This window comes from Planococcus shenhongbingii, assembly GCF_030413635.1.
Classification (GTDB): domain Bacteria; phylum Bacillota; class Bacilli; order Bacillales_A; family Planococcaceae; genus Planococcus; species Planococcus shenhongbingii.
On record NZ_CP129235.1, the window covers coordinates 274,441 to 299,101 of the forward strand.

Here is a 24,661-nt window from a genome sequence, read left to right on the forward strand (position 1 = left end):
GCGGGATTCCATCTATGGTAGCATGAAGAAAATGGAGACCATGGAAATAAGCATTCATACCACTAGAAGGATGTGTTGAGATGAAATTTGAATCTACTGGAAAAGCGCAGAAATCTGTCAGTTTGACTGTCTACATGGATGGGTTTGGCGTTGTGAAAGAAGTGCGGGAGCTTTTATCAGAGTCAGCGGTTGAAGAAGTCCAGTTTTCTGATGTCGCAAAGCGGATTGAACCGGATTCCATTGTTGTCCATGGTCTGCAGGTGCTGGAACAAGTATATGATTACGGCCTTGCAGATAGCGGGAAACTGCTGGAATCGTATATCGGGGATGTCGTGACCGTGCGCAATCCGGAGCTGGGAGATGAAACGCAAATCCGGTTATTGAGCACAGTGGCTGGCATCATCGGAGAGCGTGTTGATACCCGTGAAATCCTCTTGAATCCGTCGGGTGAATTGATCCTTCCGCCGCTGCCGGAAGGATTCAGAATGAAGCCGGCGCTTGTCTGGAAAATAATGCCGAAACTATTAAACCACAAAGTGCAGGTATCTTATTTAACGGACGGATTGGACTGGGAAGCGATTTATATAATGGAGATTCGAGGGGAGAATTTTAGGCTTGCAGGTTGGATCAATATCGCGAATGAGACAGGGACTGATTTTCGCGGTGTACGGCTAAAATTGATTGCGGGCCAAGTAAGCCGGCATAGGCCGGCTCATTTATACGAAGAAGCGCGTATGATGCTTCAAAATAGCATGCCTGCCCGAGAATCTTTTGAAGAGCGCCGTTTTGCAGACAAGCATGTATATACGCTTGAGAGGGAAGTGGATTTAGTGGATGGGCAATCTAAGAAAATCAGCTTTTTATCTGCACAAGAGGGCTCTTTCAAGAAAGTCTATAAAGTAGAAAAGACAAGCAAGCATGCTAAAGTCAGCATACTGATTGAAAATACGGGGAAAAACGGCCTTGGCGTTCCTTTGCCTAAAGGTATTGCGAAAGTTTATGAGCTTGACAGTGACGGAAAGCTGGAGTTTACCGGGGAAGATGCAATTGGCCATACTCCGGTAAAGGAGAAATTATCTCTGACCATAGGAGAGGCTTTTGATATTGTCTCGGAGAGCCGGGAAACTGTACGTGAAAAACGTGATGGGATAGAATACGTGACGCATCGTTATGGATTGCGAAACGGAAAGAACGAAAATGTTCGCATCGATATCAGCCACGCCATTTATGAATCATTTTGGAAAATGGAATCGTCATCCCATGATTACGAAGTCAAAAATACCAGTGAAGTAGAATTTAGTGTACGAATGGCTGCCGGTAAGTCGGCCATAGTGGAATTCACTTATAAAGTGGATGACCGCACCAATAAGAAATAAAGGAAAGTGCGGAGAGAAAAGCTCTGCATTTTTTTGTGTATTCAGAGGAACAGCAGCTACTTTTTTAAACTGGCCAACTATTGCCTCATCGAAAAAGCCAGCACTTCTTCTTCTCCGTGAAAATATCCGGTTGGAAGAAATCCAAAGTTGATGTAAAGGCGACGGGCTATCTGATTCTCTGGATAGACAGTCAGCCGGACTTCTTTGCATTGTGGGGAGTGGGAGGCAATCCAGCGGATCATTTCCGCTAAAGCAGATTTGCCATACCCTTTTCCTTGATATTTTTCATCAATGATAAACCCGTTGATCCAATACATATCCGTTGTCTCTTTTTCAAAAGCATGCATGATGAACCCGACAATCACTTCGCCGTAATATATGGCAAATGGAAGATATTCCACATGTTCTCCGTCCGGCTTGATATAAGGCTTGGCTAAAGAAACCGCTACAGTCGGAGTAAATTTAGTTTGTAATCTGCTGACTTTCAGGTTCAGGCATTCTTCCCAATTATCTCTTGTCACTAACCTCAACTGTATATCCATCCCGTTTGCCTGCCTTTCGTTCCTCCGCTTTTTATCAGTAGTTTAACACTTTTAACATTAGTAATCAGAAAATTTAAAAAACAACTTGCAAAAGTAGAACATTCATTTATACTATCGATAAGATGATGGTCAGACCATACGACAATGAGTACCTGAAAATACAGTTTGACCAAAAGGAGGAGTCTTTCCTCACTATCCATCGATGCTAAAAAACTAAAAGGGGTGTGAAGAAGAATGAAGCTATTGTCATTTACTACTTCCAAGGGTTTAAGTTACGGGGTTAAAACAGAGCAAGGTATTGTGGATGTAAAAGCGACTGCTGAAGCTGCCGGCTTGCCGGTCAGCCAAAACATTCAAGAGTTGATTTCAAAAGAAGAAGCAGGACGCCGGGAACTTGAAGCGGTTCTTTCAGCTACTGCCGCCATCGTGCAAGAAGGAGAGTTCCAATATGCTCCGGCTGTACAAAATCCAGGGAAGATCATTTGTGTGGGAGCCAACTACAAAGCCCATGCGGAAGAAGCCAATATGGCTGCCCCGGAATATCCGATTTACTTTGCTAAATTTGCGAATAGTTTAGCCGCTCATGAAGAAGAAGTCGTGCTGCCTGAGTTTGTTGACCAAGGCGATTACGAAGTGGAATTGGTCGCCGTCATCGGCGAGCAAGCGCATCAAGTGACACAGGAAGAAGCGCTGGCCAAAGTTTATGGTTATGCCACAGGGAATGATTTATCCGCCCGTAAACAGCAGTTCAGAAGCAATCAATGGATGTTTGGTAAAGCGATTGATGGTTTTGCGCCAATCGGTCCTTATCTGGTGACAGCTGAAGAAGTGGCTGACCCTCAAAATCTGACGCTCAGCTGCTGGGTGAACGGGGAACTGAGACAGCATGCTAATACAAAAGATATGATTTTCCCTATAGCGGAAATTATCAGTGACTTGTCTCAAATCATGACTCTTGAACCTGGAGATGTAATTTATACAGGCACTCCAGAAGGCGTTATCTTAGGAATGGAAGAACCCGTCTGGTTAAAACCTGGAGATGAAGTTGCTTGTGAAGTGGAAGGCTTGGGGCGCCTTGAGAACCGTCTGGTCGCTGTGAAAAGCAGAGAAAAAAAAGAACAAGCTGTATCTTTGTAAAATCAGAGAGACTTCTCTCTGTAATAAAAATGTAAGCGCTTACCAAATTTATGTTGCTGGTTCCGGTGAAAGAAAAGTTTGTGACTAAATTACAAAGGGGTCCTGTAAATGGAAGGTTCGATTTTGTCACTATTGCCGCCAGTCATTACGATTGCTTTAACAATTATTACAAAAAGAATTTTATTGTCCTTAGGGGTGGGGATCATTTTTGGTGCGCTGCTTGCAAACGGCTGGAATGCTGCAGCGAGTGTAAGCACGATCTTAAGTATTATCGGTACAGTGCTTGGCGAAGGCAATATCTTTGTCTTTATCTTAATTGTAGGAGCTATGAGTGCATTGATCTATCTGTCGGGAGGGATTCAAGCTTTCTCTGAATGGGCGGTCACGAAAGTAAGAACACCGTTCCAAGCAAAGCTTGTGACTCTTCTGCTGGGGTTTGTCAGCTTTTTTGATGACGCATTCAGCTGTCTGTTCCGCGGCAGTGTCATTAAACCGCTGACTGACCAACATAATATCTCGCATTCCAAATTAGCTTACTTGCTGCATTCAACTTCAGCTCCTGTCATTATTTTAATGCCGATTTCAGCTTGGGCGGCATTTATCGCAGCGTTGATGGCGACCATTTTTGTGGATAATGGCATTACGCAATATCAGGGTTATGAAGCGTTCCTATTGACGATTCCAACTAACTATTATGCACTTTCCACCATTTTGCTGGTTTTTGCAGTAGCTTATTTTAATATCAATCTTGGGCAAATGAAGCGGGATGAAAAACGGGCAAAAGAAGAAGGGATTTTATTTGATACTTCAAGAGGCATCGTGCCTGGACAAAGCGTGGCAGAGCTTCCGACAAAAGAAGGCGGGAACCTCCTTGATTTATTTTTACCGGTAGGCATTCTGGTGGCGCTGACGGTTATCATTGCTGGGTGGGGCGGCATTACAAGTGCGGAAGGAGCCCTAACCCCATTAAACGTTTTAATGAACGCAGAGGTCATCACCGCTCTGGTTTACAGCGGTCTAGTCGCTTGTGCAGTTTCCGTTATACGCCTGCTGCTTAGAAAAACAGCGGGCAAAGAAGTTGCGACAGCCATGTTTATCGGTGCGAAATCAGTATTTCCAAGCATCATCATTTTGTTCATGGCGTTGATGACAGCTCAAGTCATCGGGCTGCTGGGGGTAGGGCAATACTTGGCTTCCTTGATCGACGGCAACTTATCACTCATGTGGCTGCCCGTTATTTTCTTCGTCATTTCGGCATTCATGTCATTTTCAATGGGAAGTACGTTCGGGACTTTCGGTTTGATGCTGCCGATCGGTGCTGAAATTGTGGCAATCGTGGATATTGCTTACTTAATCCCGGTTTTCGGAGCAGTTCTTGCCGGCTGTATTTTCGGGGAACATAGTTCGCCCTTGTCTGACACGACCATCCTTGCAGCCATCGGCGGGGGCGTCCACCCGATTGACCATTTGATGACTCAAATGCCATATGCCATGGTTTCAAGTTTTGTCTCGATCATCGGTTATGTAACGCTTGGCTTAACCAAGAACCTCTTTGTCGGCCTTGCTGCGATGCTGATATCTCTGGCGCTCATAGTCTTTGCGTTAGTGAAAGCCCGAGAAAAAGCCGGGGCAAGCAGTATGGCGCTAGAAGCGAACAAGCCTTAATATGGTATTATATTCAAAAATGAAAAGGTGAAACCCATGATGGAACCAATCAAGCGTGTAAATGTCGGAGATAATATTGTGAATCAAATCAAAGATCTTTTCTTGGACGGTAAACTAAAGGCAGGTGATAAATTGCCGCCCGAGAGAGAATTGATGGAAATGTTCGAAGTGGGTAGAACGTCTTTAAGGGAAGCTTTGGCCGTGCTCGAATCTCAAGGGCTAATTGTCCGCTCCCAGAAAGGAACGTTCATCTCACCCAGCTTCAATGATGTTTATTCAGATTCTCTTATTTATCAACTGTACTTTTCAGAAGTAGAATGGGCAGATCTTTTTGAAGCTCGACGCTTTATCGAAAAAGAATTGGCTGGATTGGCTGCCAAACGGGCTACTCCTGAAAATCTGATCCAAATCAAACAAACCATTGGCGACATGGAAAGAGCAATTGAGGAAAATAACGGCACCCAATACGTTTCTTCGAATATGCAATTTCATGAAAAAATTGCTGAAGCTTCTCATAACCGGGTGATGATTGATTTGTACAATTCCATCACGAGCCTCGTATTGCGTGCTCAGACAAAAGCAGCTCTGGTGCCAGGGGTAATGGAAGAATCATTGGATTTTCACCAGAACATCTATGGGGCAATTGCAGCGCAAGACAGTGAAAAAGCATCTGCGTTGATGGAGCAGCATATTGAGAGCGTCCATAAATTCTTTGAAAAATCATAGTTTAGGCAAACCCCGGAGCATCGTGTCTCCGGGGTTTTTATGGATGTGAGAAAGAAGCCGTTTTTAAAAGTTTGCGCCGTTTCCCTCTGTTAGCTATGATTGCCTATAGAGGATCTTTTTTTAAATGAGAGAACCTGCAGTTGATTACTAACTGTTAGACAAGTGGTTTGCTGAAGAATAGAGAATTGATTCTTTAGCATGCGAACTAGAAGAATTACAGTGATCAAAAAGAATTTTTCTTAGGAGAGAGTACAATGGAAGTTTTTGAAGAATTTTTATCAGGTATTGACGACCTTCAACAACGGAATCGAATGGAAGAAGTATTTGCCTGGATAATTAAGAAATTCCCGAACTTAACACCAGTGATCAAGTGGAATCAACCTATGTTTACCGACCATGGCACCTATATTATCGGCTTTAGCGTAGCTAAAAAGCATATGTCTGTTGCTCCTGAAAGGGCAGCAATGGAGCGTTTTTCAGATGAGATTGTACAGGCAGGCTATGATCACACGAAAGAGTTAATGCGCATTCAGTGGAAGCATCCAATTGATTTTATATTGCTTGAGAAAATGATTGATTTTAATATTTTGGATAAAGCTGGCTGTTCAACTTTTTGGCGTTAATGAAATTGCTGAAAACCCAAACCAGGACTTCGAAGAGAATACTCGCTTCGGAGTTCTGGTTGTTTTGAGTATTTTATATTCATCTATGTTGGCCCACCGATTTTTTGATAAACTAATATATAGAAGAAAACTAATATTTTCCAATAGGAGGAGTATATATGTTTAAGAAAATGGCAGCAGATGCTTTAGGTTTATCGGACGTAGGAAAAATCATCGATCCTCAGGACTACGACAAGACCGATGCAGATGATTACGTGATGCATGAAGATGAAGAGAAGATTTTTTTCTTGATTAAAACAAAAGCAGATGAATATTGCTTTACCAATCTTGCATTGATCCATGTAGATGGCGACAGTGCGATGTCCTCTAAACGTACATTAAAAAGATATCCGTATTCTCAGCATTCTATCTCGGAGGTAGTAATGGAAACAGCAGGTAAAATCGATTTGGATATTGAAATCGGATTTACACTGGGGCAGATCCCTTTTAAAATTGACGTTCAGAAAAACCAGATTGAACGGCTAAAAGATCTTTATAAGTCGCTGTTGCGCATTGCGGAAATGACGCATGAAAACGCCATCCTCATTTCTATGGCGAACCAAAGCCTGGATAAAGCAGTAACCGTTTTGCAAAACTCACGGCCGAACGATGTAGCATTAGATGTGCAATACTCGAAATTGACGGATTTCGGATTTACTTGGATGACTTCAGTGCGCAACCAATACCATGTAAAAGATTTCGGGGATGTTTTCGAAAAATACATAAACAATTGAGCTGGTTCGGGTCTTTCTTCTTAGCGGAAGAAGGAAGAAAGACTCTTTTAAAATTTTCTGATGCCTAATCTCGGTGACAAAAATACCTTCATGTTAAACTGAATTATAGAAAAGTTTTTTGACTAGAGGTAATTTTCTGGTTACATATCACTTACCATAAAGGAGAGATGATCATGGCAATAAAAGTGGCAGCGGTTATTGGCAGCGTAAGACAAGATTCTATGAATTTAAGGCTCGTAGAATTTATGAAAAAGCGATATGCAGACCGTCTGGATATCGAACCTGTAACCATCAACAATATTCCATTATTTAATCCGGATGTTGAAGAAAATGTAGCACAGGAAGTTGTGGATTTCAGAAATAAGATAAAACAAGCAGATGCTGTTCTTTTTGCCGTCCCTGAGTACAATTATTCGATTCCGGGGTCATTGAAAAATGCCATTGACTGGCTGTCGCGGGGAGGCTTTGTACTTCGTGAAAAGCCGGCGTTTATCGTCGGTTCTTCCATGGGGGTTCTGGGCAGTGTCCGAGCCCAGATCCATTTGAGGGAAGTGCTGTCAAATCCGTCATTATCACCCTTGCTGCTTCCGGGCAATGAAGTTTACATTGGATCGGTCCATGAGAAATTGAATGAAAACAATGAGATTATCGATTCCGGTACACTTGGGTTCCTGGACCAGGTTGTCGACAACTTCATCACGTTCTATAACAAAACAATTTAATTTTCAAAGATAAAAAGCCTCAATAAATTTGAGGCTCTTTATTTTGTTCAATTTTCTTAATGCAGATTTTCAAAAAAAGGATTACAATAAGACTTGCTTGTATCGAAGGATAAAGTCCCACACTGTTGTCTACTCTTATAAGCGACTTTTAGGTGAATTGTATCAGGAGGGAAAATAATGTTAAAAGATGTCTTCATCAGCTTGTCACAAAACCAATTTTTAACGAGCGCGGCGAAAAAGTATGGTTTGAAATTAGGTGCTCAAACCGTCGTTGCTGGTACCAATATTGAACAAACTATCAACAGCATCCGGGAACTGAATGCTCAAGGAATCAGCTGCACAGTGGATAACCTTGGGGAATTCGTTTTCGAAAAAGAAGAAGCTTTAAAAGCGAAAGAAAGTATTCTTGAAGTTATCGAAAGTATCCATGCCAATGGAGTGGACGCGCACGTTTCCTTAAAACCTACCCAAATCGGTTTGGATATCGATTACGATTTCTGTTATGAAAACTTGAGAGAAATCGTGGCTGCTGCCCACAAATACAATATGCATATCAACATCGACATGGAAGATTACGGCCACGTTCAGCCTTCATACGATTTGTTGGAAACGCTATTGAAAGACTACGACAATGTCGGAACAGTTATCCAAGCCTATTTCTACCGGGCAGAAGATGATATCAAAAAACATAAAGATCTGCGTTTGCGTATTGTAAAAGGAGCTTATAAAGAGCCTGCTGAATACGCCTACCAAACGCGCGAAGAAATTGATGCGAATTTCATCCAGTTAATCGAATACCATTTGCTGAATGGGAAATTCACATCAATCGCTACTCATGATCACCATATCATCAACCATGTTATTGATTTTGTAGAAGAAAACAATATCCCACGCGAGAAATTCGAATTCCAGATGCTTTATGGTTTCCGTAAAGATATGCAGTTGGATTTAGCGAGACAAGGATATAACTTCTGCACATATGTTCCTTTTGGGGATGACTGGTATGGTTACTTTATGCGCCGCTTGGCAGAACGTCCGCAAAACTTGAATCTTGTGGCAAAACAAGTGTTCAATAAACGCACAAATACAGCGCTTGGCATTTTTGCCGGAGCTTTTGTATTGGGCCGTTTGACTTCCAAAAGCAAAAAAGTGAAATAAGGTCTTCAAAAAGAACGGCTCAGTTGATGAGCCGTTCTTTTTCAGCTTGTTGAGAAAGTTGAAATTTGTATTAGCGATCATCCCTTAACCGATATTCCGCCAACCAGCTGCGAAGACATTGGCCGAGGTTTGTGAGGCCAAGTCTTTGCGACGAAGCGCGCAGCGCTGCAGGAGCATAGGGTTTCAGCCGCGGGCGAGCGCCAAGCCGCTTCGTCGCTCACGCTCCTGTTTCTGCATCGCTGCGCTAGCTTCGAAACATGAAAGGGCGTTGCAGGGTCTCGGCTGTCTCGTCGCTTACGCTGCCCCGCAGGCAAGACATTGGCCGACGCCTGCGAGGCTAAGTCTTTGCGACGAGCTTGCGCAGGAGCAGTATGTTTTCCTCCGCTGGTTGGCTCCATATCTGGTGAGCAGGAACCAATAAGAGAAGGGTTTCTCAAAAAATCACACTTTTATAGAGTCTCTAAAAGTGATAAAAGAGAGCTGAATGCAGCGGAAGGCGGCGACTTCTGCGGGAACAGGGCGAGTCCTGAGACCCCGCAGGGAGCGCCAGCGAGCGAGGAGGCTTAGGCCGCCCCCCGCGAAAAGCGTCCGTCCTGGAGCGCAATGACAGAAGAACATACGAGTTTCTCGACAGCCTGCAAAAGAGTGGCTCAGTTGATGAGCCGTTCTTTTTTGTTTCTGCAATTTTTAATTTGCTGGATTAGCGCAGCCATCATTGAAACTCGTGCTGTTTCTTTGTGGAATTAATTGAATTCTCTTTTATTTTACAGTGTCTTGAAATGGCTTTTTGACGTGCTATAATAAGACCATTCTAATAATATTCACTCATATAATAGCGGAAATATGGTCCGCAAGTTTCTACCGGTTTGCCGTAAACAAACTGACTATGAGAAGCAACGAAATGATGGGGAAGTGCCTTTTGTATATAGGCATGTTTCTTTTTCGTTTCCTTTCGAATTTTTAGCTCGAAGGACATTGCTCCGCTCATGGTATGAATGGATGCACGTTCTGAGGGCTATTTTTTATGCCTTCAGCGTGACGAAAGGAGTGCTGACAGCATGAAACAATTACAGGAAAAAATACGAACAGACGGAAAGGTTTTATCGGATTCGGTATTAAAAGTGGATTCGTTTCTGAACCACCAGATCGACCCGGTGCTCATGCAAGCAATAGGAGAAGAAGTCGCTTCCAAGTTCGCGGATGAGGGCATCACAAAAATTTTAACGCTTGAGTCTTCGGGAATTGCCCCGGCAATGATGACGGGCCTTGTACTAGGAGTTCCGGTTGTATTTGCCAGAAAACGTAAGTCTCTGACATTGATCAGTGACCTTTACACGGCAAGTGTACATTCTTTTACTAAAAATGAAACGAACGACATTTCTGTTTCAAAAGATTATATCAAAAGTGATGACGTGGTCTTGATATTGGATGATTTCCTGGCAAATGGACAAGCAGTCCTTGGCTTGATTGATATTATCGAACAAGCAGACGCAGCACTTAGCGGAGTTGCCATTGTAATTGAAAAGGGATTCCAGAATGGCGGTAAAATGATCCGGGACCGAGGCGTTCGAGTAGAATCTTTGGCAATCATCTCTTCTTTAGCCAATGGAAAAGTAGAATTCATTGGGGAGGTAAGTGCGAAATGAAAAGTGCAGCTTTAGGATTGCAGCATTTGCTGGCAATGTATGCAGGGGCAGTATTGGTGCCGTTAATTGTCGGAGGAGCCCTTGGACTTACATCAGAACAATTGACTTACTTAGTAGCTATAGATATTTTGCTTTGCGGTGTCGCCACTATTTTGCAAATTGTCAACACCCGCTTTTTCGGTATAGGCCTTCCCGTTGTATTAGGTTGTACGTTTACAGCAGTTGGACCGATGATTGCTATTGGCGGGGAATACGGAATTTCAGCTATTTACGGTTCCATTCTGGTTTCAGGGTTGATCGTAGTTCTGATCAGCGGATTTTTTGGAAGCCTTGTTCGGTTTTTCCCGCCAGTTGTCACAGGTTCCGTTGTAACAATTATTGGTATCACGCTGATTCCCGTTGCTGTCAATAATATGGGCGGTGGACAAGGAGCGAGCGACTTTGGTTCATTAACCAATATTGGCTTGTCTTTCGGTACCTTGTTGTTCATCATTTTGGTTTATAAATTTGCTACTGGTTTTGTAAAAGCCATTTCTATTTTACTTGGTTTGGCAGCAGGAACAATTGCAGCAACCCTAATAGGAGTTGTCGATTTCACTGCAATCAATGAAGCCTCTTACTTCCACATGGTGGAACCTTTTTACTTTGGTGCACCAACATTTGAATGGTCTGCCATCATTACAATGACCTTGGTTGCGTTAGTTTCTTTGGTTGAATCGACGGGCACCTATTTTGCGCTGAGTGATATCACCGGAAAGAAACTGTCGGAGAAAGATTTATCAAAAGGATATCGGGCCGAAGGGCTTGCCATTATTCTTGGAGGAATTTTCAATTCTTTTCCGTACACAGCTTTCTCTCAGAACGTGGGACTCATTCAAATGTCTGGCGTCAAATCGAGAAAAGTTATTTTAATCACCGGATTGATGCTGATTGCTCTTGGTTTCTTGCCGAAAGTGGCAGCAGCTACGACCATTATTCCAACAGCTGTTCTCGGCGGAGCAATGATTGCTATGTTCGGTATGGTCATTTCGCAAGGCATTAAAATGCTCAGCAAAGTCATTACGGAATCTCAAGAGAATTCAATGATTATTGCTTGCTCGGTTGGGATCGGTCTTGGTGTTACGGTAGTGCCTGAAATTTTCGCCCAATTGCCTGGAAGCCTTCAAATTTTGACAAGCAACGGGATTGTAGCAGGGAGCGTTACGGCAATCGTCCTGAACATTCTCTTCCATATGATTCCTTCTAAAAGAAAAGCGAAAGCTGCGGTTCCAGTACAAAAAAGTGCTGCCGTAAATCACAGTTCAATATAATCTAAAAAACGAGCCGCTGTATAAGCAACGGTTCGTTTTTTGCTATTCATTCAATTACTGTTAACAAATAGGAAGTCCAGGGCTTTTGCTAAAGTTTCTTGAGCTTCCAGCGTATCCAGAGCATATTGGAATTCATGTTTTAGCTCTTTGTCCGTGCCATTGAAAAATACACTAGTAACCGCAATGCCCGTGGTTTCAAGTGTTTCGGCAAATTCAACCGATTGTGATACAAGAGGATCAGCATCGCCAGCCGTGATAAACACCGGCGGGTAAGCTGAAGTGATTTGGTTTACTGTTGATAATTGATCAATGTCTTCAAAAGTTTCGAAAGGTTCGACTCCGGTATATGTATTTAAAAACCCGTCAATATTAGGGAATTCCGTTGCTCTTACGGTTTTCATATTAAATAAACCGCAAAAAAGGAGAGCTCCCTGGAGTTGCGCTGCTTGAACGGCCGGAACAATCTGCATTGCTTCGGATAAGTCGTTATTTGAAATGACGGCCGCAACTTGGCTTGATATCTGAGCTCCGGCTGAGTCGCCGCCGATAAATACCTTGTCCATATCGCCTCCATATTTCGCGGCGTGCAATTGCAAATAGTTGAGGGCTTCGTTAGCTTGGATAATCGGCCCTGGATATTTCTGTTCAGGTGCCAAGGCATAATCAATATTTGCTACGACATATCCGGCATGTGCCAAAGCCATACCATATTCTTGCCGGCTGTCTTTTGAGCCACCGACATAACCGCCGCCGTGAATCCATAAAATAACGGGAAGGTTCTGTCCTCCTGTTTTTGGATAATAAATGTCTAAGAGGCTATCTTTTTTGTTGCTATACACTAGATTTTTGACTACCTGAACTTCTTGGTAAATATCTTCAAGATCAAACAAAGCAGCGTCAGGACTCTGCTTAGAGGCAGAGGCGTCCAGGGGTGCTGGTATTTGTTCCATTATAATAATCAACGTTAAAAAGGCAATAAAAGACCAAAGGGCTATCCATTTTTTTTGCATATTAAGTTTCTTAGTGGCTGGCATGGCAAGCATCCTTTAATAAATAAATTTTTGGATAGAACAATAGCTTTATATTATCGAGTGAGAACGGTAAAAAGATAGATACTAAATACCTGTATGAAGTGGAAATAAGAACATTTTTCTGCATTGTGAATGATTTGCCGTGCTAAACAAAGGGTATCTAAAGAGTTGAAGCTTTTAAAGGGATGTGAAATAAATGTTCGGTCTCGCTGATTTACTGTCATTAATCATTTCTGCGTTTATAATTTTGCCAGTGGTGGTGTTTCTGCGTGAAACTGGTTATTTGCTTGTCAGTGTAATATTTGGGGTTAACAATCCGAGACTGACAATTGGTTCAGGCCCCCGACTTATTAAACTAGGAATGTTTGATATTCGGAAATATTACCATCTATATAGTTGGTATTCTTACGATTCTTTAAAAAGGGAAAGCAAGTTTGTCTACGTATGCATTTATGCCGGTCCGATTCTGGTCAACCTTGTGCTGGCATTGGTCATCAACGCCCTCATAGCAAATGGCTATCTTGAAGAATATAAAACGTTTTGGGACCGGTTTGTTTTTTATGCTTTTTATTACGTGTTATTTGATATAGTGCCTATGAAGACGGCAAATGGCAAGCCCAATAACGGCCTTATTATTTATGAAATGCTGCGCTATGGCCGGCGCACTGATTATAATCAGGAACCTTTTATTCCATCGACAACAGAGGTAGAAGAAGAATACCAAGAAGAGATGGAGAAAATAGAAGAATTGAAAGAACATCAAAAAGAACAAGTTGAAGAACAAAAAGAACGAGAAAAGGAAGTATTGAAAGAGCAGAAAGAACAGGAAAAAGAAGAAATAAAAGAAAAGAAAAAGGAGAAATAGGAATGGCGCTTACTATCTTTAGTTTGAGATAAGTGAGTGATACTATAAAAGAAGACTACTTGAATTGGAGGAAATGCAGTATGGCGAAAAGTTCAAAAGGAATTCACCATATTACGGCAATTGTAGGGAATCCCCAGGAAAACGTGGATTTCTATGCTGGAGTACTGGGGTTGCGGCTTGTAAAAAAGACCATCAACTTTGACGATCCGGGCACATATCATCTCTATTTCGGCAATCAAACCGGGGAACCGGGAACAATTATCACCTTTTTCCCTTGGGACAATGCTTATAAAGGCAGAATTGGCGATGGCCAAGTTGGTGTAATATCTTATGTTGTACCCGCAGGGGCTTTGCGTTTTTGGGAACAGCGATTATCGAAGTTTGGTGTATCTTTTGAAAAAACAGAGCGTTTCGGGGAGCAATTTCTAACTTTTGAGGATCCTCATGGGCTGCATTTGGAATTGGTAGCGAGGGAAGCGGGACGACCGAGTGCCTGGAGTTTTGGTGAAATCAGTCCGAATACTGCAATCAAAGGGTTTGGCGGAGCAACTTTGCTTACTTCCTACCCCGAAAAAACAACAGAATTACTGGAGGTAGGACTGGGTTTGAAAAAAATCGGAGAAGAAGACGATTTGATGCGCTTCCACGCTCCTGCAGACCTTGGAAATGTGATTGATGTAAAACTCACTTCTGTCGGCAGAGGGCAAATGGGAGTTGGCACCGTCCATCATATCGCCTGGCGGGCAGAAGATGATGAAGACCAGCTGGACTGGAAGCGGCATATTGAAAATTATGGCCTGCAGGTAACCCCAGTCCAAGACCGCAATTATTTTAATGCGATTTACTTCCGGGAATATGGCGATCTATTATTTGAAATCGCCACAGACCCACCTGGCTTTGCTATTGACGAAGCACCTGAGGCCCTGGGAGAAGGTTTGATGCTGCCGAAACAGTACGAGCATTACCGGGCACGGCTGAATGATGATTTGATGCCGATTAACGTTAAAGAATTGGATTGAGATAAAAAAGAAAGAGCGTCCGGAGGAAGTTATTCTTCCTCCGGACGCTCTTTTCTAGGGAATTTACTTAGATACAAGGCTCTTCAAAGCCAGATTGATGTTTTGCGGCCGTTCAGCCAAACGGCGCATATAATAGCCGTACCAGTCCTGGCCAAATGGAACGTAGGTAGTAAACGCATAACCTTCTTCAGCAAGTTCTTTTTGCATATCAGAACGGAAACCGTAAAGCATTTGGAATTCAAAACGATCACGCGGAATGCTGTTTTCTTTAGCAAACTTCTTCACAGCATCGATAATATGATGGTCGTGAGTCGCGATAGAAGTGAATGCGGGCTGCTGCAAACGAAGTTTAATCAGCTTCAAGTAGTTCATGTCGATATCTTGTTTGCTTTGGTAGGAAACTTCCGAGAGTTCTTTATACGCTCCTTTGACAAGGCGCAAGCGCACATTTTGCAAGTTTTCCAAATCTTTTTCGGAACGGTAAAGGTAGGATTGAATCACAGTGCCGACATTGTCATAGTCTTCTAGAAGCGCATGGAGAATATCAAGTGTCTGTTGCAAATGGCTGTAATCTTCCATGTCGATATTGATGAAAATCGCGTAATTTGCAGCTGCCGCTACAATTTCCCGCATATTTTCTAAGCAGAATTTATAGTCGACATCCAATCCGACTTGTGTCAGTTTGATCGACATATGGGCTGTCACACCGTGCTGTTGGATTGCTTCCAATGTTTCCAGAATACTCGCCTTTGCCTCAAGTGCTTCTTCTTTGCTGTAGACAAATTCACCGAGATTATCAATTGTGGCTCCAATGCCATTGGCGTTCAATTCTTTCACGGATTTCATCATGCTATTAATATCAGTTCCAGCGACAACTTTACTAGCGCCTAATTTTAAGCCCCATTTTTTTGCCCCGTTATTCAATAATTGATTTTTAGATAAAGCAATAAAAAAATCTCGTGTCAAACTCACTGTTTTTCCTCCTATGCTAATGAAAACGTATTCAAGGCAAGCTTTAAATGATGTGAAAGACGGTATATTTTATCCAAGCTTACTTACTAAGCAAAGATTATCGATAAGGAAATCCACTAGAGCAATTTAAAAAAGGAACTTTATTCATTCCTTTTCTCATTATAATCGATAGTTTAAATTCCTCCTAACGTTATATAGCAGGGAAGAAGACAAATAAATTCAAAGATAGAAAAAACTTTAATGAAATTCACGCTTTCGAATAAATTAAATCAATTAACATGGAAGCCACTGAAATCCCCAGATCGATTTATTCTACTTTAGCGGTCAGGGAGGGATAAAGATAATTCCTGCTAAATGAGGTTTTCTTTACTGGCTTGCTTTTTAATAGAGGGAATATTGGGAAAATTAATAGCGGTTATAAGCAGGATACCGACTCAAAACGTCCAGGGTGTTGAATTCGATTTTAGAAATAATGCACCTTAATCTAAATTCTCCGCTTTGAAATTCAAAAGGAATGGCAAAGAGCGCCATTCCTTTTGAATTCTCTAATGATTGTCGGGGCTGAACGAGCCGCCTTCGCTTTTCTTAATGTCCAGCTGCAAGAGCCAGCTTCTCGGGTCATAAGCCACTCCGGCTGTGCGGCAAAAAGCGCCGCTTCGCCAGACCGTCTTATGCCTATCGAAGCTAAACGGCTCTTTCCGCTTTTCAACGTTGAGGGGCATGGATTTCCCATGATAGTTTTAAGGCGTCTGACAGGTATTCCGCTGCTTCTTCTGCTTCAAAATGATCTATTTGAAATTTTGAATGGTTGAGTGAGTAGATAGATTGCCGTTCAAGAAAAAGCTCTTTGATGTCTTCGATAGACCTGCCCTGCAGCAATGGCCGGTTGCCGGAAAGAATATGGATTCGTTCTTTCCAAGAATCCCAGGAAATATCCAAGAATAGCACAATGCAGTTTGCCAGGCACATGGCTTGTATTTCTTTTTGTAAGAAAGCGCCGCCTCCGACAGAAATGATATAAAGGGGCTGATGGCTATAATACTCGATTAATTCTTTCTCTTTTTTACGGAAGGCTTTTTCACCGTATGTCTCGAATATTAAAGGAATCGGCATCGAGAATTCTTTTTCAATTTCCGCATCGATATCGACAAAATTCCGATAAAGCTTTTGGGCAAGCAGTTTTCCGACAGTCGTTTTTCCTACTCCCATAAAGCCGATGCAAACAATGCTTTTTTCACGAATTGATAATCCAAAATTTCTCACTGACAACCACTCGTTTCTTTGTAATTAGTAAATGGAATTGCTGAGTTTACAACCTTTACTTTACACTAGCTTGTATAAAAATTCATTCATTTTTCAAAAAATAAGGAGGAAGTTTATGACTGGTATATATTTGCTCACTGGATCTTACTCATCTTCACATGAACAAGGAATCAAGCTTTGGGAATTCAATCCAGTAGAAGCGACATGTATAGAGAAAACAGGCATCGGAGGCATTGAACGCCCATCGTTTATTGCGGCACATCCAAATGGTGTTAACTTTGTCGCCACAAGTGAAGTGGAAGATGGCGAACTGGTGTCTTATCGACTGGATCTTGAGAACCATCTTATAACAGAGATTAATCGTCAATCGGCTAACGGGGCTCATCCGTCTCATGTTTGTATTGATGTTTCCGGAAAATGGCTGCTGTCCACCAATTATTCAGGCGGCAATGTGAATGTTTATCCCATTCAGGAGGATGGTTCAATTGGAGAAAGGACAGATTCGATAAAGCATGAAGGCAGTGGAGCCAATGTGGAAAGACAGGATGCTCCCCACCCCCATTCCGTTTTTCAGCAGCCGGGAAGCAATGATTTTTTCGTTTCTGATCTTGGAGCGGATATGATTTCTGTTTATGAATTAGATAGAGAAACGGGCAAGCTGAAATTAAAGAAATCGATTTTAACTACCCCGGGATCGGGACCGCGCCACCTGGCTTTCCATCCGGAAATGACTGTAGTGTACTCTCTTGAAGAACTGAGTTCGACGTTATCGGTCTATGGAATAGGGGGAGAGGATTTCTTGGAATTTGTGCAAGTGGTTGAGCTGATACCGAAGCAGTTTGCCGGCACAAATACGAGTGCAGAAGTGGTTGTGTCTGAAGATGGACAGCATCTTTATGCCTCTAATCGGGGCCATGATAGTATTGCTGTTTTTGCAATTCAAGAAAAAGGCATATTGAAGTTTGAAGATTATGCAACAACAGGAGGAGCAGGACCGCGCCACTTCACACTCTTGCCCGGCAAGCAATGGCTGGCAGTTGCAAATGAAAAATCGGATTCTATAAATATGTTGAAAATTGGTGCATCCGGGATTCCAAAAGAGTTTATTGAACCAATTCCTACTAACAAGCCGGTTTGTGTAAAAGTGGTTAGCTAAAGAAAAAGCAGGCAGAGAAATTTCTCTGCCTGCTTTTTCTAATCACCAATCTTTGGAATCTCTTTCCATAATGCCAAGCTCTTTCATCAAATCGATAAAAAAGCTGTCATTATTGCCTTGCAGCGATTCTTCAGTGCAAGTTGAATGGGGAAGATAGCCAAGTTCTTTGGCATCCGCCAAAGTTGCATCTTCTAAGAAGTTTGTGGCATCTGCTTCATCAAAGCAAGAGGGTGCGATATATGTCCGGTAAGTGTGTTCAAGCACGATGCGTGTATTCGGAGGGGGTTCATTATCACGCGGCATGAAAATCAATGCAGCGAGTAAGGCTGCTGCGAGTAAGGAAACTGCTATCCAAATTTTCTTGTTCATCCTCTATTCCTCCGAAAGCAGGATTTTTGCGTCCGCAATTATATCTCCAGCTGAAAGATTTACACCATCGTAATCTTTCATCACCACTCCATTTTGATCAACCAGATAAAAATAAGTTCCGTGAATGACCTGGTCGGTATTTTCGGGTTTTCGGGCGAGTGTCTGGAAATTTTCCATAGCGAATTTATCAATGGTTTCAGGAGAATAACCGGTCAGCAAATTCCAGGAAGATAAATCCGCTCCATAATTCTCGGCATAGGACTTCAAGACTTCCGGTTTATCGACAGCAGGATCAACACTGAATGAAACAATTTTCACGTCCAGCCCCTGATCTTTAAACTGTTGCTGCAGATCCACCATATTCGATGTCATCGGCAGACAAACGGTGGTGCAGTTCGTAAAGACAAAGTCAGCAAGCCATACTTCGCCTTTTAAATCGGCTAACCCAAATTCTTCGTTTTCGTGATTTGTAAAAGTAAAATCTTCTATTTCCCAGTTAAGGGGATCTTCAATTGCCTGGCCGCATCCGGCAAGCAATAAGCTGAATAGCAAAAGTGACGAAATCCAAAAGGTTTTCCGCAAGATTCCTCTTCCTTTCTGAAATGACCTGCCTCCATAAGCCTAGTAGAAAATAAGCCAGCAAACAAGGGCTTGTGTCATCAATTTTGTGTAAAAATTGCGAACACCCCCCAAGTTAATACAAGTGTTTGTTACTTATTTGATTCAATTTTTAAATATTCCGATTTTTTGCAAGGATTTTTATTGTTTAATGTAGAATAATGGTAATAGGAACAAGAAAATTGCCAGTACTTTTGGAGGTGTTCTTTTTGAGCGATACCTTGGTTTCTTTTACACCTGAAACATTGTCGGATTTTCATAATGGAAAGATGATAGATGCCTATTTATATTTCGGCTCGCATATTCATCACAACGAGACTCTCTTTGCAGTTTGGGTACCGGATGTGAAAAGCGTGGCAGTCGTCATTATAGATCCGCAGGAACTGAATGAAGAGCGTCATCAAATGGCTCCACTTTCGCTCGACACAACTATTTGGGAAGTCCGGATACCGGAGAAATTAGCCGGTTTCATTTACGAATATGAAATTGAAACCGCAGATGGGGATGTGATCAGAAAAACGGATCCTTTTGCACGGGCAAATGAAAAAAGGCCGCAGCACCGGTCAATTGTGTCTGCTAAGTCAAAGCATGTATGGTCAAAGGCTGCGCTGTACCAAAAAAAGAATATCGTGAAAAATCATTTTGAAAAACCGATGGCTATTTACGAAGTACATATTGGAACATGGAAGCGGAACAAAGAAGGTGGTTTTCTAACTTACCGTGAGTTGGCTGCGGAATTGATTCCTTATGTAAAAAAGCAGGGGTTTACTCATATTGAACTTTTGCCGATTACCGAGCATCCACTGGACGAATCATGGGGATACCAAACGACCGGCTTTTTTGCGCCGACCAGCCGTTATGGAACAGCGGATGACTTAAAATATTTTATCGCCAAATGTGCTGAAAACAGCATTGGATTGATTTCCGATTGGGTGCCCGGACATTTCTGTGTTGATACTCATGCCTTGGCTTCGTTTAATGGCACAGATCTTTACGAAGAAAAACGGCCGGAGCGCAGGAGTAATCCCGATTGGGGCACATTGAATTTTGATGTCCAAAAAGGTGAAGTCGTCAGTTTCATTTTATCGAGTGCGCATTATTGGTTTGATGAGTATAAATTTGATGGCTGCCGGATGGATGCACTCGTAAATCTGCTGTTCATCCCGAACCGGCCGGAAAGGCCGCATAACGAAGAAGGGGCAGCATTTTTGCGGATTCTGACGACGAGCTTAAAGCTCCACTATCCAGAGGCTATTTTGATTGCGGAAGATGCTTGGCATTACCCTAAAGTGACGGGAGAAGTGGAAGAAGGGGGCATCGGATTCCACTATAAATGGAACTTTGGCATGGTGCACGATGCTCAAGCCTATATGAAAACTATGCCTTCTGAACGTTCCGAAGTTCATCGGAAAATCACTTTTTCGATGGTATATTACCATGAAGAGCGGTATATTTCTACGTTTTCCCATGATGAACTGATTCCCGAAAAAGGGTCGTTATTAGGAAAAATGCCTGGAACGCTAGAAGAAAAGTTTCATCAATTACGGTTGCTTCTTGGTTTTTGGATTGCTCATCCGGGAAAAAAACTGTTGTTTATGGGACAGGAATTTGGCCATTTTGAGCCTTGGGATTTCCGCCCGCAGCTGGACTGGCATTTATTCGATTTAAAGGTTCACAGACAGATGGCGCTGTTTACCAAAGAGCTCCTTACTTTTTATAAAAAGGAAAAAGCGTTTTTTGAGTTGGACTATGAGCTCAAAGGATTTGAATGGCTGGAAGCTGATAACAGCGAGCAAAGCGTAATTTCTTTTATCAGAAGAGGGCATTCGGCTGAAGATACTTGCATTGTCGTTTGTAATTTCTCTGATCTTAAATATGAAGGATATCAAGTAGGGTTGCCAGCAGCCGGTGTTTACCAGCAAATATTTTCAACTGCAGATGCTGCATACGGAGGGCCGGGGAATGGAAGAGAAACAGAATTTGCGGCACAGGAAGTTCCGTGGAACAAGCAGCGATATTCAATGGAAATAGAATTGCCGGCGTTTACCATGAGCATTTGGAAACAAAAACAAGATGGGAGTGTAGAAGCATGAAAAGAAAAGTAGTTGCAATGCTTTTGGCAGGAGGACAGGGAAGCCGTTTAAAATCGCTGACACATGAGATTGCCAAACCCGCTCTCCCGTTTGGAGGAAAGTACCGGATCATCGACTTTCCTTTATCGAATTGCGTGAATTCCGGGATTCATACAGTAGGTGTGCTGACGCAGTACCAGCCGCACGTTTTGCATAATTATATCGGGTTGGGTACACCTTGGGATCTGGATAGACGCTCTGGAGGCGTTACTATGCTGACGCCATATGCCGGAATGGAAGGCATCAAATGGTACGACGGCACGGCGGATGCCATTTATCAGAATATCAAATACCTGACGGAGCAAGATCCGAAATATGTGATTATTTTATCCGGAGACCATATTTACAAAATGGATTACCAGACGATGCTCGATTTTCATATTGAACAAAATGCAGGAGCGACGATTTCCGTGATTGAAGTGCCGTGGAAAGATGCCAGCCGTTTTGGGATTATGAATACAGATGAGAATATGCAAATTAAAGAATTCGTAGAAAAACCGGCAGAGCCGGAAAGCAATCTGGCTTCGATGGGTGTATACATCTTTGATTGGAAGAAGTTGGAGAAGTATTTGCAGCTGGATAACGATAATAAGAATTCCTCTCACGATTTTGGGAAAGACATTATTCCTTTGATGCTTGAACAAGGCGAGAAAATGATGGCTTATCCGTACAAAGGCTATTGGAAAGACGTGGGGACAGTAGAAAGTTTATGGGAAGCCAATATGGATTTGCTGAATTCAAACTCTGGGTTGAATTTGAACGATCCGGCATGGCGGATATTTTCGTCAAATCCTCAGCTGCCGCCTCAAGTAATCGGCGAAACTGGTTACCTGCAAGAAGCACTGATCAACGAAGGATGCGTCATTGACGGGAAAGTGGAGAAATCCGTCATCTTCCAGGATGTCGAGGTGAAAGAGGGCGCTTCTCTTTATGAGTGTGTAGTGATGAGCTGCGTTGTTGTCGGCAAAGGGGCGAAATTATCGAGAGTCATCATTGAGCCGAATCTTGAAATTCCGGAAAACTTCGAGTTGAAAGAACAGAATGGCGAAATCGTCTTATTGACCCAAGACATCATAGATGAATGGAAAGGAAGTGCAGGAATATGAGATTAGTTGCAGTCATTGATGCTGCTGTTAAGAAGCCTGGCCTGGAAGATTTGACGATGTACCGCACAACCGCATCAGTTCCATTTGCCGGGCGTTACCGGCTGGTCGACTTTACTTTATCGAATATCGTAAATTCCAATATCAACGCTGTAGGAGTATTTGCTTCCTATCCTTTCGTTTCTTTGCTGGATCATATCGGTGTAGGGAAAAACTGGGACTTGGACCGCCGCAAAGATGGTTTGTTCTTTTTGCCCGTTTCCCAAAAAGCCGGTGGGCAAGTTACAGTCGGAGCATTTGCAGCACTTGAAGAGCATACAGCGTTTTTCGAGAAAAGCCGCCAGAAATACGTAGTTGTGACAACTTGCTCCACTGTATGCCAAATCGATTATGAAGAGATGCTCGATGCTCACATCGCTTCCGGCGCTGACATTACAGAAGCAGTCAGTAGAGATGTTGGGCTGAATAGTTATATTTTAGCGAAAAGCCTGTTGATGGAGTTGATTCAGACCTACCGTGAAAAAAAGGTAATCAGTGTGGAAGACGTAGTTAAACTGAAAAAAGCCCCTTACTCATATGGAAAATATGAATATACGGGCTATTACGCCATCATCAATTCCATTGAAAGCTATTTCCAGGCATCCATGGACTTATTGGACAGCGACAAAAGAAACGGGCTGTTCCTGCCTGGACATCCGATTTATACAAAAGTGAAAGATGAACCGCCTACCCGCTATTTGCCAGGTTCGCAAGTAAATCGGAGTTTACTGGCAAACGGCAGTACGATTGAAGGCACTGTAGAAAACAGCATAATTAGCCGAGCGGTTGTCATAAAGAAAAATTCGCGGCTAGACCATTGTGTTATTATGCAAAAATCGGTGATTGAGGAAAATTGCGACTTGGCGTATGTGATTGCCGATAAAAACGTTCATATTGAAGAAGGTGTAGTTCTCAGAGGGACACCGGAAAAACCGGTGGTTCTCCGTAAAGGAGAGCGAGTATCAAAGGAGGAAGTCCGATGAAGATTGTAATGGCTGCCGCGGAATGCGTGCCTTTTGTGAAAACTGGGGGGCTTGCAGACGTGATGGGCGCATTGCCAAAAGAGTTAGTGGCGCTTGGCCACGAAGTCCTGGTAATTCTTCCTAATTACAGCCTGATTCCCGAAGAATATAAAAATGAGTTTTCGTTAAAGGAAGAAGTCGAAGTCCCCTTTAAAGGTGGAAGTACAAGCTGTAAGCTTTTTGAATATGAACTGCAAGGCGTGCACTATATGCTGGTAGAAAATGAAGGCTATTTTGCACGAAATCAGATATACAGCCAGCCTGATGATGGTGAACGTTTTGCATTTTTCAACCGGGCTGTTTTAGCCGTAGTGGAATCCCTAAAAGAAGGCGTGGATATTTTACATATACATGACTGGCATACGGCAATGATTCCATTTTTACTGAAGGAAGATGCGCGCTATGCTTCTTTGAAAGGGAAGTTGAAGACGATTCTAACCATTCACAACCTCCAGTTTCAGGGTTGGTTTCCCAAATCGCTTCTGCTGGAAGAGCTTGAAATGAATGAATCTTATTTTAATAGCGATGCCGTGTCTCGGAACGGAAATCTGAATTTCTTGAAGTCAGGCATTTTACACGCAGATAAAGTCACGACCGTCAGCCCGGCTTATCGGAACGAAATCTTAACCGAACAATATGGTGAGAAGCTGGATTCACTATTGCGTGAAAGAGAGCCGGATTTAATTGGCATTTTGAATGGCTTGGATACAGAGGTTTATAACCCGGCCGCTGATATGGCCATAGAAATGGTATATGATCAGACTTCGATAGAAAATAAGGCGGTAAATAAGAGGGCCGTCCAGTCGCGTTTCGGACTTCCAGAGCGTGGAGATGTACCGCTTCTAACAATGATTTCCAGACTGGCAGGCCAAAAAGGAATAGATGTTTTGCAACAAACATTGCCGGGGATACTGAAAACACAAGACGTGCAATTTGTCTTGCTTGGTTCCGGCGAAAGCCAATATGAGCAATTTTTTCGGGAACTTGCCGCAGAATTTCCGAAAAAAGTGGTTGCCCATATCGGTTTTGATGAATCACTTGCCCATTTGCTGTATGCGGGTGCAGATATCTTTTTAATGCCTTCCCATTTCGAACCATGTGGGTTGAGCCAGCTTGTCTCGATGCGATACGGCACTGTACCCGTAGCCAACAAGACTGGAGGCTTAAAGGATACCATAGCGGAATATGATCTGATTTTACGGAGTGGCAATGGGTTTTTAAGTGATTTTTCAAAACAAGAAAGCTTCGCGGAAGCAATGAACCGGGCTTTATCCCTGTACCATCAGCCGGAACACTGGAAAACAATCAAACAAAACGGCATGCAGGGCGATTACTCTTGGTCACGTTCTGCAAAAGAATATGCTAACGTATATGAGAGACTCGCCGGAAAGTGA

General features: G+C 42.7%; 23 protein-coding genes and 1 riboswitch. Of the genes, 17 read left to right on the forward strand and 6 right to left on the reverse strand.

Annotated elements, in window-relative coordinates:
* Nucleotides 1-80: 80 nt before the first annotated feature.
* A complete protein-coding gene (locus QWY16_RS01490) occupies nucleotides 81-1,376 on the forward strand; it encodes a DUF4139 domain-containing protein (protein WP_300991090.1) in 1,296 nt (431 codons plus the stop codon).
* 77 nt (nucleotides 1,377-1,453) lie between these two features.
* Here QWY16_RS01490 and QWY16_RS01495 read toward each other — a convergent pair whose 3' ends face one another.
* Nucleotides 1,454-1,918, reverse strand: coding sequence for a GNAT family N-acetyltransferase (locus QWY16_RS01495; protein ID WP_300991091.1), 465 nt, complete (start codon nucleotides 1,916-1,918; stop codon nucleotides 1,454-1,456).
* A 234-nt stretch (nucleotides 1,919-2,152) separates the two neighbouring features.
* Here QWY16_RS01495 and QWY16_RS01500 point away from each other — a divergent pair, with 234 nt between their 5' ends.
* From QWY16_RS01500 to QWY16_RS01540, 9 genes are all read left to right on the forward strand, one after another.
* Nucleotides 2,153-3,055 carry a fumarylacetoacetate hydrolase family protein gene (locus tag QWY16_RS01500; RefSeq protein WP_300991092.1) on the forward strand — a complete coding sequence of 301 codons (903 nt, stop codon included), beginning with the start codon at nucleotides 2,153-2,155 and terminating at the stop codon, nucleotides 3,053-3,055.
* Between the two features lie 108 nt (nucleotides 3,056-3,163).
* Nucleotides 3,164-4,720 carry a Na+/H+ antiporter NhaC family protein gene (locus QWY16_RS01505; protein WP_300991093.1) on the forward strand — a complete coding sequence of 519 codons (1,557 nt, stop codon included), beginning with the start codon at nucleotides 3,164-3,166 and terminating at the stop codon, nucleotides 4,718-4,720.
* A gap of 36 nt (nucleotides 4,721-4,756) precedes the next feature.
* Nucleotides 4,757-5,446, forward strand: a complete 690-nt coding sequence (locus QWY16_RS01510; protein WP_300991094.1) for a FadR/GntR family transcriptional regulator — start codon at nucleotides 4,757-4,759, stop codon at nucleotides 5,444-5,446.
* A gap of 254 nt (nucleotides 5,447-5,700) precedes the next feature.
* Nucleotides 5,701-6,069, forward strand: a complete 369-nt coding sequence (locus QWY16_RS01515; RefSeq protein WP_300991095.1) for an iron chaperone — start codon at nucleotides 5,701-5,703, stop codon at nucleotides 6,067-6,069.
* A 158-nt stretch (nucleotides 6,070-6,227) separates the two neighbouring features.
* Nucleotides 6,228-6,842, forward strand: a complete 615-nt coding sequence (locus tag QWY16_RS01520) for a PH domain-containing protein (protein WP_300991096.1) — start codon at nucleotides 6,228-6,230, stop codon at nucleotides 6,840-6,842.
* Between the two features lie 173 nt (nucleotides 6,843-7,015).
* Nucleotides 7,016-7,564: an NADPH-dependent FMN reductase gene (locus QWY16_RS01525; protein WP_300991097.1), complete on the forward strand. Its 549-nt coding sequence runs from the start codon at nucleotides 7,016-7,018 to the stop codon at nucleotides 7,562-7,564.
* Between the two features lie 177 nt (nucleotides 7,565-7,741).
* Nucleotides 7,742-8,722 (forward strand): proline dehydrogenase family protein, encoded by a 981-nt coding sequence (locus tag QWY16_RS01530; protein WP_300991098.1) that lies wholly within the window; start codon nucleotides 7,742-7,744, stop codon nucleotides 8,720-8,722.
* Nucleotides 8,723-9,527: 805 nt separating this feature from the next.
* Nucleotides 9,528-9,629, forward strand: a riboswitch (purine riboswitch).
* A gap of 151 nt (nucleotides 9,630-9,780) precedes the next feature.
* Nucleotides 9,781-10,368: a xanthine phosphoribosyltransferase gene (locus tag QWY16_RS01535; RefSeq protein WP_300991099.1), complete on the forward strand. Its 588-nt coding sequence runs from the start codon at nucleotides 9,781-9,783 to the stop codon at nucleotides 10,366-10,368.
* Entirely contained in the window at nucleotides 10,365-11,678 is a 1,314-nt protein-coding gene (locus tag QWY16_RS01540; RefSeq protein ID WP_300991100.1) for a nucleobase:cation symporter-2 family protein, read from the forward strand. Before QWY16_RS01535 ends, QWY16_RS01540 begins: the two co-directional genes overlap by 4 nt.
* Nucleotides 11,679-11,728: 50 nt before the next feature.
* Here the strand turns inward: QWY16_RS01540 and QWY16_RS01545 are convergent, their stop codons facing one another.
* A complete protein-coding gene (locus QWY16_RS01545; protein WP_300991101.1) occupies nucleotides 11,729-12,712 on the reverse strand; it encodes an alpha/beta hydrolase in 984 nt (327 codons plus the stop codon).
* 193 nt (nucleotides 12,713-12,905) lie between these two features.
* Here QWY16_RS01545 and QWY16_RS01550 point away from each other — a divergent pair, with 193 nt between their 5' ends.
* Nucleotides 12,906-13,574, forward strand: a complete 669-nt coding sequence (locus QWY16_RS01550; protein ID WP_300991102.1) for a hypothetical protein — start codon at nucleotides 12,906-12,908, stop codon at nucleotides 13,572-13,574.
* A gap of 80 nt (nucleotides 13,575-13,654) precedes the next feature.
* Nucleotides 13,655-14,593: a ring-cleaving dioxygenase gene (locus QWY16_RS01555; protein ID WP_300991103.1), complete on the forward strand. Its 939-nt coding sequence runs from the start codon at nucleotides 13,655-13,657 to the stop codon at nucleotides 14,591-14,593.
* 63 nt (nucleotides 14,594-14,656) lie between these two features.
* Here QWY16_RS01555 and QWY16_RS01560 read toward each other — a convergent pair whose 3' ends face one another.
* Together QWY16_RS01560 and QWY16_RS01565 are read right to left on the reverse strand one after the other, a co-directional pair.
* Nucleotides 14,657-15,559, reverse strand: coding sequence for a proline dehydrogenase family protein (locus QWY16_RS01560; protein WP_436837173.1), 903 nt, complete (start codon nucleotides 15,557-15,559; stop codon nucleotides 14,657-14,659).
* Between the two features lie 711 nt (nucleotides 15,560-16,270).
* Nucleotides 16,271-16,828: a shikimate kinase gene (locus QWY16_RS01565; protein ID WP_300991105.1), complete on the reverse strand. Its 558-nt coding sequence runs from the start codon at nucleotides 16,826-16,828 to the stop codon at nucleotides 16,271-16,273.
* Nucleotides 16,829-16,943: 115 nt separating this feature from the next.
* Here QWY16_RS01565 and QWY16_RS01570 point away from each other — a divergent pair, with 115 nt between their 5' ends.
* Nucleotides 16,944-17,984 (forward strand): lactonase family protein, encoded by a 1,041-nt coding sequence (locus tag QWY16_RS01570; protein WP_300991106.1) that lies wholly within the window; start codon nucleotides 16,944-16,946, stop codon nucleotides 17,982-17,984.
* Between the two features lie 42 nt (nucleotides 17,985-18,026).
* On the opposite strand, the gene QWY16_RS01575 is transcribed toward QWY16_RS01570, so the two are convergent.
* Complete coding sequence (locus QWY16_RS01575; RefSeq protein ID WP_300991108.1) at nucleotides 18,027-18,353, reverse strand: hypothetical protein; 327 nt, start codon at nucleotides 18,351-18,353, stop codon at nucleotides 18,027-18,029.
* 3 nt (nucleotides 18,354-18,356) lie between these two features.
* The gene (locus tag QWY16_RS01580; RefSeq protein ID WP_436837174.1) at nucleotides 18,357-18,938 is read right to left on the reverse strand and encodes an SCO family protein; all 582 of its coding nucleotides are present in this window, start codon (nucleotides 18,936-18,938) and stop codon (nucleotides 18,357-18,359) included.
* A gap of 242 nt (nucleotides 18,939-19,180) precedes the next feature.
* Here QWY16_RS01580 and glgB point away from each other — a divergent pair, with 242 nt between their 5' ends.
* From glgB to glgA, 4 genes are read left to right on the forward strand one after another with little or no spacing between them, the layout of a single operon-like run.
* A complete protein-coding gene (gene glgB, locus QWY16_RS01585) occupies nucleotides 19,181-21,064 on the forward strand; it encodes a 1,4-alpha-glucan branching protein GlgB (RefSeq protein WP_300991110.1) in 1,884 nt (627 codons plus the stop codon).
* Nucleotides 21,061-22,209, forward strand: coding sequence for a glucose-1-phosphate adenylyltransferase (locus tag QWY16_RS01590; protein WP_300991111.1), 1,149 nt, complete (start codon nucleotides 21,061-21,063; stop codon nucleotides 22,207-22,209). The genes glgB and QWY16_RS01590 overlap by 4 nt, the downstream gene beginning before the upstream one ends.
* Complete coding sequence (locus tag QWY16_RS01595) at nucleotides 22,206-23,228, forward strand: glucose-1-phosphate adenylyltransferase family protein (RefSeq protein WP_300991112.1); 1,023 nt, start codon at nucleotides 22,206-22,208, stop codon at nucleotides 23,226-23,228. The genes QWY16_RS01590 and QWY16_RS01595 overlap by 4 nt, the downstream gene beginning before the upstream one ends.
* Nucleotides 23,225-24,661 carry a glycogen synthase GlgA gene (gene glgA, locus QWY16_RS01600; protein ID WP_300991113.1) on the forward strand — a complete coding sequence of 479 codons (1,437 nt, stop codon included), beginning with the start codon at nucleotides 23,225-23,227 and terminating at the stop codon, nucleotides 24,659-24,661. The genes QWY16_RS01595 and glgA overlap by 4 nt, the downstream gene beginning before the upstream one ends.